General features: G+C 66.5%; 9 protein-coding genes. 5 read left to right on the top strand and 4 right to left on the bottom strand.

Annotated features, from left to right (window positions below; translation table 11 throughout):
- Positions 1-115: 115 nt before the first annotated feature.
- Positions 116-2,800, bottom strand: a complete 2,685-nt coding sequence (locus RKE25_RS05515; protein WP_311841255.1) for a M1 family metallopeptidase — start codon at positions 2,798-2,800, stop codon at positions 116-118.
- Positions 2,801-3,110: 310 nt separating this feature from the next.
- On the opposite strand from RKE25_RS05515, the gene oxyR reads away from it, so the two are divergent.
- The 3 genes from oxyR to RKE25_RS05500 all read left to right on the top strand — a co-directional run bounded on the left by oxyR (position 3,111) and on the right by RKE25_RS05500 (position 6,043).
- Entirely contained in the window at positions 3,111-4,061 is a 951-nt protein-coding gene (gene oxyR, locus RKE25_RS05510; RefSeq protein ID WP_311842337.1) for a DNA-binding transcriptional regulator OxyR, read from the top strand.
- Between the two features lie 241 nt (positions 4,062-4,302).
- A complete protein-coding gene (locus RKE25_RS05505; protein WP_311841254.1) occupies positions 4,303-5,283 on the top strand; it encodes a polysaccharide deacetylase family protein in 981 nt (326 codons plus the stop codon).
- Positions 5,273-6,043, top strand: coding sequence for a formyl transferase (locus tag RKE25_RS05500; RefSeq protein WP_311841253.1), 771 nt, complete (start codon positions 5,273-5,275; stop codon positions 6,041-6,043). The genes RKE25_RS05505 and RKE25_RS05500 overlap by 11 nt, the downstream gene beginning before the upstream one ends.
- Positions 6,044-6,699: 656 nt before the next feature.
- Here RKE25_RS05500 and msrA read toward each other — a convergent pair.
- The 3 genes from msrA to RKE25_RS05485 all read right to left on the bottom strand — a co-directional run bounded on the left by msrA (position 6,700) and on the right by RKE25_RS05485 (position 8,284).
- Positions 6,700-7,356 carry a peptide-methionine (S)-S-oxide reductase MsrA gene (gene msrA / locus RKE25_RS05495; RefSeq protein WP_311841252.1) on the bottom strand — a complete coding sequence of 219 codons (657 nt, stop codon included), beginning with the start codon at positions 7,354-7,356 and terminating at the stop codon, positions 6,700-6,702.
- A gap of 61 nt (positions 7,357-7,417) precedes the next feature.
- On the bottom strand, positions 7,418-7,948 hold the full coding sequence (locus tag RKE25_RS05490; RefSeq protein WP_311841251.1) for an adenine phosphoribosyltransferase: 531 nt from the start codon (positions 7,946-7,948) through the stop codon (positions 7,418-7,420).
- 60 nt (positions 7,949-8,008) lie between these two features.
- The gene (locus tag RKE25_RS05485) at positions 8,009-8,284 is read right to left on the bottom strand and encodes a DUF2007 domain-containing protein (RefSeq protein WP_311841250.1); all 276 of its coding nucleotides are present in this window, start codon (positions 8,282-8,284) and stop codon (positions 8,009-8,011) included.
- Positions 8,285-8,412: 128 nt separating this feature from the next.
- On the opposite strand from RKE25_RS05485, the gene RKE25_RS05480 reads away from it, so the two are divergent.
- Both RKE25_RS05480 and RKE25_RS05475 read left to right on the top strand, forming a co-directional pair.
- Positions 8,413-9,495, top strand: a complete 1,083-nt coding sequence (locus tag RKE25_RS05480) for a diguanylate cyclase (protein ID WP_311841249.1) — start codon at positions 8,413-8,415, stop codon at positions 9,493-9,495.
- A 75-nt stretch (positions 9,496-9,570) separates the two neighbouring features.
- Positions 9,571-11,337, top strand: coding sequence for a glutamine--tRNA ligase/YqeY domain fusion protein (locus RKE25_RS05475; RefSeq protein ID WP_311841248.1), 1,767 nt, complete (start codon positions 9,571-9,573; stop codon positions 11,335-11,337).
- Positions 11,338-11,339: the final 2 nt, after the last annotated feature.

Here is an 11,339-nt window from a genome sequence, read left to right as displayed (position 1 = left end):
CGTTCATGACAACGCCGTGAAGGATGCAACGCGGCGGCGGCCCGGCCGGGGTTGGCGAGGCACAAAAAAACCGGGCGGCTTGCGCCGCCCGGTTCATGGCGTCACTGCTGGCCGATCAGCGCAGGATCGCTGCCGGGTCCTGCTTGGCTTTCAGTGCGGAACACAGCAGCGTGCCTTCGACGTTCTGGGCCAGGCCGCGCTCGGCGCCGGAGACGTCCTTGGCGCGGTCCTTGAAGAACGCCTGCAGGCGATCGGCTTCGCCCTGCGAGCAACCGCCGCCGCCCATCAGCCCCGGCAGGCGACCGCCGGCGAAGCTGCCAGTGCGAGCCACGATCTTGTCGTAGTTCGCCACCGACCACTTCCAGATGGCGTCGCGGCCGGCCTGGGTGTCGCGGTTGCCCATCAGCAGCGCGTTCATCTCGCCGACCTTGACCGACTTGTCCAGCGACAGGTCGCGCACGCGCTCGGCCAGCGCCGGATCCTCGGCCTGCGCCAGGCCTTGCAGGATGGCGTTGCGCTGGGCCGGATCGCTGGTCTTGGGCAGCTGCGCGACCAACGCGTCGACCGCGCTCTTGCCGTGCTCCTGCACCGCCACGCCCAGCGCGGCACCGAGCAGGTTGGAGTCGGCGGCGGCGAAGTCCAGATTGCCGTCAGCCTTCGGCTTGAGCACGGCGTCGCCCTGCTTGAGCAACTCGGCACGGACTTCCGGCAGCTTCACGTCCAGGCCCAGAAAACCGGCCAGCGTGGCGCGCTGCAGCGAATCGCCGTCCGGCTCCCCGTCCTTGCGCTTGTAGCCCAGGCGCTGCATTTCCGGCAGATAGGCGGACTTCGCCCACGCCACCAGCTTGGCGCGCTGCGCGTCGGTGCTGGCGAGCTGGTTGTAGATCCAGTTGAAGGTATTCAGCGGCGCGGTGGACACCTCGCGCACCTTCGAGCCGGTGAGCGGCTTGAGCGCCGCCAGCGCGGCGCCGGCATCGATGTCGCCGCGGCGGAAGGCCGCGTTCACCGCATCGCCGTAGGCCAGCTGTTCGGCGTCGGCCAGCTTGTCGACCTGCTTGCCGAGCTTGGCCAGGTCGCTCTTTTCCATGCTGAAGCGGTAGTAGCCGCTGCCGTTGGCGTTGGGCATCACCCAGCTCTGTGCGGTGGCGCCCGGCAGTTCCATCGTGCCCTGGGCCTTGTCCAGCAGTTCGCAGGCGACCTTGCTGTCGCCGCCCACGGCGTAGCGCACGCAGACCGGCACGCCCCACAGATGGTTGGCGTCACCCTTGCTGCCGAGCGGCAGATAGCGGCTCTGGCTCAGGTGCAGCACGGTCTTGCCGCCTTCCTGCGCGAGCTTGGTCTGCACGTACGGCACGCCAGGCTGGTTGAGGAAGCTCTTGAAGGCATTCTTGAAGTCCTCGCCCTTGTCGGCCGCCTTGGCGATCGAGTCGATCAGGTCCTCGGCGGTGGCGTTACCGAACTTGTGATCCTGGATGTAGGCGCGCATGCCCTTCTGGAACACCGGCTCGCTGACATAGCCTTCGAACATGCCGAGCACAGCGGCGCCCTTCTGGTAGGTGATGCCGTCGAACGCGGTCTCGATGTCGCCGTTGCCGGTGATCGGCTGGCGGATCTTGCGGGTGGTGACGAGGCTGTCGCCGTTCATCGCGCCCTGCGCGCCGCGCACGCGGTCGAGATCGGCGCGGTATTCCGGATGCACCTTCTGGGTGACCTTCTGCTGCATCCAGGTGGCGAAGGCTTCGTTGAGCCACAGGTCGTCCCACCAGCCCATAGTCACGGTATCGCCGGTCCACTGGTGGGCCAGCTCGTGCGCGGTGACGTTGAAGGAACCTCGCACGTACTGGGCGGCGGAATCCTTGTCCAGCAGCAGCAGCCAGTCGCGGAAGGTGACCAGGCCCGGGTTCTCCATCGCGCCCGCGGAGAAGTCCGGCGCGGCGAGCAGGTCGAGCTTGTCGAACGGATAGCCGAAGCCGTAGTAGTCCTCCAGCGTCTTGATGATGCTCGGCGTCTCGCCCAGCACGTGCTGCATGCGGTGGCCTTCGCCCTTGGCGGCGATGCCGCGCAGGTCGGTGGCCTGCTTGCGGTATTCGGAAGCGGGAATGGTCGGACCGTTCACCACGTCCCACGGGCCCACGCCGAACGCGACCAGGTAGGTCGGCAGCGGCTGGGTGGTCGCGAAGGTCAGGGTCTTCCAGCCGGCGGCAGCCTTCTCTTCCTTCACCTGCTTGGTGTTGGCGATACCCACTTCATCGCTGGGGATGGTGAGCTTGAGATCGAACGGCGTCTTGAACGACGGTTCGTCGAAACCCGGGAAAGCGAAGCGCGCGCTGATCGGCTCCATCTGCGTCATCGCATAGGGCTGGCCTTCGTGGCTCACCTTGTACAGGCCCTGCAACTGCTGGTTGAGCGGCGCGGTGTACTCGATCGCCACGCTCAGCTCCTGCGGCTGCAGCGTGCCGCCGAGGTCGATGCGCACCACGCCTTCCTTCGGCGCGACGTCCTCGTACTTGCCGGCGTGCACCTTGCCCTTGGCATCAGTGACGGTGACCTTGCTCACCTTCAGCTCGCGGCCGTGCATCCAGATATGGTCCGACGCCTGGGTCAGCTTGAGCTTGATGGTGGTGGTGCCCGAGAAATCCTGCTGCTTCGGATCCACCTTGAAAGCCAGCTGGTAGGACTCCGGCATCGCCCAGCGCGGTAGCTTGCCTTGCGGCTGGTCGGAAGCGGCGGGAGCAGCCAGGGCGGCGCCGCAGGACGCGGCGAGAACGCTCAGCATGAGCGGGCGGACGAGACGACGCATGAGAATTTCCCCAGGGGACACAAAAGAGCCTTTCACGCTAGGCGGAGGCGTGACTTCGGACACAGTGCCAGAAGACATGGCCGCGCCGCTGCTGCGCAGCATGTTTCCGACAGGCAAGAAAAAACCGGCGGCGAAGGGGGCTCGCCGCCGGTGGGGGGAACCGCGCGCCTGCGGGGGGAGGGGCAGGAGTGGCGCGCGGGTGGAGCAACTCGTGCGACAAAGCCTAGGTGAACCTGAGGAATTGCTCCAATTGATTGTTCTCATGATCGTGATAGATTTCGACTATCCAACGTATCGGCCGTTTTTCCCCATGAATCTGCGCGATCTCCAGTACCTCGTCGCCCTCGCCGAACACCGGCATTTCGGCCGCGCGGCCGAGGCCAGCTTCGTCAGCCAGCCCACTCTGTCGACGCAGATCAAGAAGCTGGAAGACGAACTGGGCGTGCCGCTGGTGGAACGCACGCCGCGCAAGGTGCTGCTGACCGAGACCGGCCGCGAGATCGCGCGCCGCGCGCGCGGCGTGCTCGCGGAGATCGATGAGATCAAGGCCATCGCGCAGCGCACGCGCGATCCGGAATCCGGCACGCTGCGCCTGGGCATCTTCCCTACGCTCGGGCCGTATCTGCTGCCGCATCTGGTCCCATTGGTGCGCGAACGCTTCCCGCGCCTGGAACTGCTGCTGGTGGAGGAAAAGACCGAGCAGGTCATCCGTATGCTGCGCGAAGGTTCGCTGGACGTTGGCGTGCTCGCGCTGCCGCTGCACGAGGACAGCCTGCACGCGGAATTTCTGTTCGAGGAACCCTTCGTCCTGGCCGTACCCGACGGCCACCCGCTGGCGCACAAGAAACAGCGTCTCAAGCTGGGTGATCTGGAAGACGAAAGCTTGTTGCTGCTCGAAGACGGCCACTGCATGCGCGACCAGGCGCTGGAGGTCTGTCACCTGGCCGGTGCGGGCGAGCGGTCCGGTTTCCGCGCCACCAGCCTGGAAACGCTGCGCCAGATGGTCGCTGCCAACGTCGGCATCACCCTGCTCCCCACTCTCGCCATCAAGCCGCCGGTGGCACGCACCGACAACGTGCACCTGATTGAATTCGCGGGACATGCGCCCAGCCGACGCATCGCGCTGGTCTGGCGCAAGAGTTCTTCCATGGGCGCATTCCTGCAGCGTTTCGCGGATGTCATGCGCGGACTTCCGGACGGCCTGCTGCGCCCGGAACTAAGCCAGCCCAAAGTCAGCAGTCGCTCCCGTACGCCGGCCTGATGCCGCAATGTGCACGTGCACATAAACGGCAGCACCTGCCCGCTTCCGGTCCCTCATCCACCCTTCAGATTGCCGCCAGAACAATCCGCGAGATTGTTCGTTCGGCGTGCGCGTCGAGCCTGAACAAAGCAAAGGGGGGCAGAAGGACTGCCGGCATCGCTACGCCGCGTGGAAGCGGCGCGGTCGGTGACGTGCGGCAGTCATGGGCAGCGGACCAGACCACGAGGTTGAGTGCAGACACATGCCGGGCATCTTCACCGTCTCGCTGGATCTCGAGCTCTATTGGGGCGTGCGCGACGCGCGCAGCCTCCAGGACTACGAGCGCAATCTGCGGGGCGAGCGGGAGGCGATCCGCGGCATGCTGGGCCTGTTCGAGGAACATGGCATCCATGCCACCTGGGCGACGCTCGGCTTCCTGTTTTTCAAGAACGTCGAAGAGTTGCGCCAGCATCTTCCCGACGTGCTGCCCGACTATCGCCATGGCCCGCTGTCGTCCTATCGCTACATCGAGGACCACGCCTGGGGTTCGGACGATCACTACCACTTCGCGCCGGAAATGATCGAGCTGATCCGCCAGTACGAAGGACAGGAAATCGGCACGCATACGTTTTCGCACTACTACTGCCTGGAAGATGGCCAGACGATCGAATCGTTCCGCGCCGATCTGCGGGCCGCGGTAGACGCTGCGCGTGCGCAGGGCATTCCGGTCGCCAGCCTGGTCTTCCCGCGCAACCAGGGCAATCCCGATTACCTGCCTGTGCTCGAAGAACTCGGCATCGCCTGCTACCGCGGCAATGAAAGCGCGCCGTTCTACACGCCGAAGAACCAGCGCGAACAGAATCTGCTGGTGCGCGCGACGCGCCTCATCGACGCCTACGTCAATCTCTCCGGCCCCAACACGTACACGCTGGAGGAATGCGCGCGGACTCGCCCGTTCAACATTCCGTCGAGCCGCTTCCTCCGCCCCTACTCGCACCGCCTGGCACCATTCGAAGGGTTGCGCATGCGTCGCATCAAGCGGGCGATGGAGCAGGCCGCCGCGGAGAACCGGCTGTTCCATCTGTGGTGGCATCCCCATAACTTCGGCGCGGACATCGAGCGCAACCTGGCCTGTCTGCGCGAGGTGCTCGGCTATTACGGTCACCTGCGGCGCGTCCACGGCATGCAGTCGCTGAACATGGGCGAGATCGCAAGCGTGCTGGAGACCATGCATGCCGCCTAGGCCAAGGATCGCGCTGCTCGCCGGCGAAGGATGGACCACCCACGCGATGTACCACGCCCTGCGCAACGAGTTCGACATCGTCGCGGTGATCATCGAACGCAAACCTTCGGCGCTGAAGATGCTGCGCTACCGCGCGCGCAAGCTGGGCGCATGGGAAACCCTGGGGCAGTTCGCCTTCATCGTGTATAGCCGCCTGCTCAGCCACGCCGCGCACGCACGCGTCGAAAGCCTCATGCGGCAGCACGGTCTATCCGACGCGCCGATTCCCGACGACACCGTCACCCGCGTCGCCAGCGCCAACGGCAAGCAGACCGTACGACTACTCAAGAAACTCGCCCCGCAAGCCGTGGTAGTCAATGGCACGCGCATCCTGTCACGGAAGCTGCTGGACGAAGTGGACGCGCCTTTCATCAACACCCACATGGGCATCACCCCCGCCTACCGCGGCGTACACGGCGGCTACTGGGCCCTGGCCAACGACGACCGCGCCCATTGCGGCGTGACGGTCCATCTCGTGGACGAAGGCGTGGACACCGGCGGCATCCTTTACCAGGACCGCATCGACGTGGAACCCGAAGACAACTTCGCCACCTATCCGGTGCTGCAGTTGGCGAAGGCGCTGCCGTTGATGAAAGCAGCACTGCTCGATGCCGCGGAGCGGCGATTGGCTCCTCAGGCGGGCATCGGACCGTCGAGGCAGTGGTATCACCCTACGCTGTGGGGTTACTGGAAGGTGAGGTTTAAGCGTGGGGTGAAGTGAGTTGCGGTGGACGTGCGATGAAGTGTTCTCGCAAGCCCCGCCCCTCATCCCGCCTTCTCCCCGGAGGGGAGAAGGAGAAGTGCGGTACCGCCGCGAGCAGCAATGACCAAACAAGAGCGAGCGAAGCGACGCTCCGTGACGCTCTTGATCTCCCGGGTTCCCTTCGCGGCGGTGAGGGCTGGACGATCAGGCCGCCGCAGGCGGGCGGGGACAGGGATGTCCCCGCCTTTTCGATCAGGGCAGGATGCCCTGCCGAAAAGCCCGGCCAGCCCTCAACGCACCCACAGCAGCGAAGGCTGCGGAGGGCGCCGCGCAGGGGGCCCTTTCTTCTTGGTTACTTCTTCTTTGGGCAAGCAAAGAAGAAGTAACTCGCTCTCCGGCAGGAGAGCGAAACCCCTCGCCCTTTGGGCGAGACAAAGCTGGCGACCACGTCGCGACAATCGAGCCGTGACGCCACTGGATGACTCGCTACGCTCGCCCCTTCGGGGCCACCCTCCGAGCGTTCTCCGCGCTACGCGCTCCGTCCGGCCTGCGCCGGAATGACGAGTGGTGAGTACGAGGCGTCCCTTCGCGCCCGTCGGGTTCGCAAGCTCACTCCGACCTACGTGTGGGCTGCAAAGCCCACACGCCACACCCTCCCGCGCAAAGCGCTCACCTCATTCCACCCGCCCGAGCCCGATCGGACAACTCACCCCCGTCCCACCCAACCCGCAATACCCATCCGGATGCTTCGACAAATACTGCTGGTGCTCCGGCTCCGCGTAATAGAACGGTCCCGCATCCGCCACTTCCGTCGTGATGCGCCCGTGCCCGGCCCGCTCCAGTTCCGCCTGGTAGCGGCGCAGCGAAGCCTCCACTGCCGCACGCTGCGCCGGTGTCGACGTATAGACGGCCGAACGGTACTGCGTGCCCACGTCATTGCCCTGGCGCATCCCTTGCGTCGGGTCGTGGTTCTCCCAGAACGTGCGCAAAAGCGTGTCGACATCGACCTGCGCAGGGTCGTAGACGATCTGCACAACCTCGGCATGGCCGGTTTCGCCGGAACACACCTCGCGATACGTCGGGTTGGGCGTGTAGCCGCCCGCGTAGCCGACCGCGGTGGTCAGCACCCCGGGCATCGACCAGAACTTGCGCTCCGCGCCCCAGAAGCAGCCCATGCCGACCTGCAGCACTTCGCTGCCGGGGAAGGCTTCCGGCATGAGCGGGCGTCCGTGCACATGATGCGCGGACGGCGGCGCGATGGCCTGCGCGCGTCCGGGCAGCGCGTCCTCGCGATGGGGCAGGCGTTGTTTCCAGGCACCGATACCGAGCATGGCTGATCTCCTCAGATGAGAGTGAGTTAGGTGGCGGCGGACAGCGCGCTTCTCAATGTGCTCAGTAGCGCAGCAGCGCATGCAGCGGCGTGTTTCCGGGCAGGCGATGGCGGCCTTGCAGCGCCTCCAGCTCGATCACCACGCTGGCGCCCACGCGTACCGCCCCGAGCGTTTCCACCAAACGGCAGGCGGCATCCAGGGTGCCGCCGGTGGCGAGCACGTCGTCCACGATCAGGACCTTTTCGCCGGAACGCAGCGCATCGTTACGCGCCTCCAGTCGGTCCTTGCCGTATTCGAGCGCGTAGTCCACCGATACCACCGGCGGCGGCAGCTTGTTGGGCTTGCGCAGGGGCACGAAGCCCGCGTGCAGCTTCTGCGCCAGCGCCGCGCCGAAGATGAACCCGCGTGATTCGATGCCGCACACCGCCTGCACGCCGCTGCCTTGCCATGGTTCGGCAAGCGCATCGATGCAGCGGGCGAAGCCGCCGGCGTCGGCCAGCAACGGCGTGATGTCGCGGAACACCACGCCCGGCTGCGGAAAATCCGGAACGGCGCGGATCAGCGCCTCGATCTGTCGGATGCTCGATGTCATGAAAGGCTTCAGGCCATGCGTAGGGAACGGGCAAGCATAGCGCGCCCGTTCCAGGCAGCCTCAAGCAGGCATGCAGGAGGGAAGGCCGTCGTCCGCCCAGCCGTCCAGCGCCTGCCGCGCGTCGGCCAGCTGGAGTTCCACCTCGCGCACCACCGCCTCGGCGGCGGGCAGACTCGCCTCCGGCACCAGCACGGCCACGTAGTCGAGCGCAGGGAGATTGCCCACCGCACCAGTCAGGTATTCGCCGGCCACAAAGGCCGGGATGTCGGCACGTTCCAGCGCATCCTTCACGAGATGGGCGTCGATCAGAGTTTCGGCTCGGTAAGCGATGCGCATGGCGGCACGCTACCCCCCGCCCGCGGAGGCCGCAAGCCTGCTGCCGACCGGCCGTGCGGCCTAGTGGCAACCACCGTGGCGCTGCACTAAGGTCTCGCAAAGACGGCTCTCGCAGGGGAAGAGGCGGAATGGCGAAGGCGGCTCGGGAAGGACACCTCAGGTTCGTGGTGCGGGTCTACCGCCTCCGCCTGCTCGGGCTGGGGCTGGGCGCCTTGCCGGTGGCGAGCGTCCTGTACCAACTTCATGCCGGCTGGTGGCTATGGGCGCTGCTGGCGTTCAACGCGCTGGCGTGGCCTCACCTGGCCTACCTCTTCGCCTCGCGCGCGGCGCGCCCCATCGAAACCGAACACGTGAACCTGGTATTCGATGCCGCGATGGGCGGCGTGTGGGTCGCCTTGATGCAGTTCAACATGCTGCCGAGCGCCTTGCTGGTGGCGATGATGGCGATGGACCGGATCAGCGCCGGCGGCTGGCGGCTGTTGCTCAAATCCCTCGCCCTGCAGGCGGCGGTATGCCTGGCCACCTGGTGGCTGGACGGATTCCGCTACCAGCCGGTCTCGACCATGCTGAACGTCGCGGCCTGCCTGCCCATGTTGATGATTTATCCGGTCTGGCTCAGCACGGTGAATTTCACCCTGGCGCAACGCGTGCGCCAGCAGAACCGCCAATTGGACCAGCTCAGCCGTACCGACGCGCTCACCGGCCTGAGCAACCGCAGCCACTGGCTGGAAACCGTCGGCGTCGAATGGCTGCGCTACCAGCGCAACCAGCGCCCCGCCGCCCTGATCCTGCTGGACGTGGACGGCTTCAAGCAGATCAACGACCGCTACGGCCATGCCGCCGGCGACCAGCTGCTGGGCGACCTGGCCCGCCTGCTGCAGCGCGGCCTGCGCGACGTGGACACGCCCGGCCGCCTGGGCGGCGACGAGTTCGGCATCGTGCTGCCGGAAACCGACCTGGAGCGCGCCAGCGCGGTAGCCGAACGCATCCGTCTGCTCGCCGAGAACAGCCGGCCCGAACGCGCCGGCCAGCACATCCCATGGACGATCAGCCTGGGCGTGGCCGCGGTAGGCGAGGAAGCCCATGACGTCGGCGGCTGGATGCGCCAGGCCGACCTGGCGCTGTACCGCGCCAAGGCGCAAGGCCGCAATCGCGTATGCGTGGCCCAGGCGCGCGGCGGCGGCAGCCCCGTCGCGTCCGCTCCGGCCTGACTGCGGAGAGGGCAGCGGCATCCCGGGGGACAGGGTAAACTTGGCCGTTTCAGCCAATGACCCGCGAGTCCCCCGATGTCGATCGAACACGCCGCCGCCGAAACCACGTCTCCCAGCGCCGCACCGGCCGAGGGCCAGCGTGACTTCGTGCGCCAGATCATTCGCGACGACCTGGCCTCCGGCAAGCACCACGCCATCCGCACGCGCTTCCCGCCCGAACCCAACGGCTACCTGCACATCGGCCACGCCAAGGCGATCTGCCTGAACTTCGGCATCGCCTCGGAATTCGCCGGCTGGTGCAACCTGCGCCTGGACGACACCAACCCCGGCAAGGAAGACCCCGAGTTCGTCGAAGGCATCAAGGACGACGTGCGCTGGCTGGGCTACGACTGGCACGACCTGCGCCACGCCTCCGACTACTTCGAGGTGTTCTACCGCGCCGCGGTCAAGCTGATCGAGGACGGCCAGGCCTACGTCGACGACCTCAACCCCGACGAGATGCGCGAATACCGCGGCACGCTCACCGCGCCCGGCCGCAACTCGCCCTACCGCGACCGCAGCGTGGCGGAGAACCTCGACCTGTTCCGCCGCATGCGCGAAGGCGAATTCGCCGACGGCGCCAAGACGCTGCGCGCGAAGATCGACATGGCCTCCGGCAACATCAACATGCGCGACCCGGCGATCTACCGCATCCGCCGCATTCCGCACCAGAACACCGGCGACGCCTGGCCGATCTACCCGATGTACGACTACGCGCACTGCCTTTCCGACGCGCTGGAAGGCATCACGCATTCGTTGTGCACGCTGGAGTTCGAGGACCACCGCCCGCTGTATGACTGGTTCGTCGACAAGGTCGACCTGGTCAACCATCCGGAGCTGTGGCAGCACCTGCGCGACGGCGGTTTCAAGACCGAGCCGGCCAAGCCCCGCCAGATCGAGTTCTCGCGGCTCAACCTCAGCTACAGCATCACCAGCAAGCGCAAGCTCGCGCAGCTGGTGCAGGAGAAGCTGGTCGACGGCTGGGACGACCCGCGCATGAACACCCTGCGCGGCCTGCGCCGCCGCGGCTTCACGCCGGGCGGCATCCGCCTGCTGATCGAGCGCCTGGGCGTCAGTAAGCAGAACAGCGTGATCGACTACGCCATCTTCGAGAACTGCGTGCGCGAGGACCTCGATGCCAAGGCGCCGCGCCGCATGGCTGTGCTCGATCCGCTGAAGCTGGTGATCACCAATCTGCCGGAAGGCCACGAAGAACAACTGGTCTTTGCCAACCATCCCAAGGACGAGAGCTTCGGCACCCGCCACGTACCGTTCTCCCGCGAGCTGTGGATCGAGCGGGAGGACTTCGCCGAAGTGCCGCCGAAGGGTTTCCATCGCCTCAAGCCGGAAGGCGAGGTGCGCCTGCGCGGCGTGGGCATCGTCAAGTGCGAGGAACTGGTGAAGGACGCCGCCGGCCAGGTCATCGAGCTGCGTTGCACGCTCGACCTGGAATCGCGCCAGGGCATGCCCGGCGCCGACCGCAAGGTGAAGGGCACCATCCACTGGGTGAGCGCGCGCCACGCCGTCGCCACCGAAGTGCGCGTGTACGACCGCCTGTTCAACGTGCCCGCGCCGGATGACGAGAGCGATGGCAAGACCTGGATCGAGCACATCAATCCCGACGCCAAGCGCGTGGTGCAGGCCTGGCTGGAGCCTTCCGCCGCGTCCGCCGAGCCGGAACAGCGTTTCCAGTTCGAGCGCCTGGGCTACTTCGTCGCCGATCGCGTGGACCATCGCGCCGGCAAGCCCGTGTTCAACCGCACGGTGACGCTGCGCGACACCTGGGCCAAGCAGGGAGCGTGAGC

Source organism: Dyella sp. BiH032 (genome assembly GCF_031954525.1).
Taxonomy (GTDB): Bacteria; Pseudomonadota; Gammaproteobacteria; order Xanthomonadales; family Rhodanobacteraceae; genus Dyella_D.
The sequence above is the reverse complement of the archived record's forward strand: the minus strand, read 5'-3'. Positions and strand labels throughout refer to the sequence as shown.

Coding starts and splice junctions, on each gene's coding strand:
- RKE25_RS05515 (WP_311841255.1), bottom strand. CDS start 2,800: ATGCGTCGTCTCGTCCGCCCGCTCATGCTGAGCGTTCTCGCCGCGTCC.
- oxyR (WP_311842337.1), top strand. CDS start 3,111: ATGAATCTGCGCGATCTCCAGTACCTCGTCGCCCTCGCCGAACACCGG.
- RKE25_RS05505 (WP_311841254.1), top strand. CDS start 4,303: ATGCCGGGCATCTTCACCGTCTCGCTGGATCTCGAGCTCTATTGGGGC.
- RKE25_RS05500 (WP_311841253.1), top strand. CDS start 5,273: ATGCCGCCTAGGCCAAGGATCGCGCTGCTCGCCGGCGAAGGATGGACC.
- msrA (WP_311841252.1), bottom strand. CDS start 7,356: ATGCTCGGTATCGGTGCCTGGAAACAACGCCTGCCCCATCGCGAGGAC.
- RKE25_RS05490 (WP_311841251.1), bottom strand. CDS start 7,948: ATGACATCGAGCATCCGACAGATCGAGGCGCTGATCCGCGCCGTTCCG.
- RKE25_RS05485 (WP_311841250.1), bottom strand. CDS start 8,284: ATGCGCATCGCTTACCGAGCCGAAACTCTGATCGACGCCCATCTCGTG.
- RKE25_RS05480 (WP_311841249.1), top strand. CDS start 8,413: ATGGCGAAGGCGGCTCGGGAAGGACACCTCAGGTTCGTGGTGCGGGTC.
- RKE25_RS05475 (WP_311841248.1), top strand. CDS start 9,571: ATGTCGATCGAACACGCCGCCGCCGAAACCACGTCTCCCAGCGCCGCA.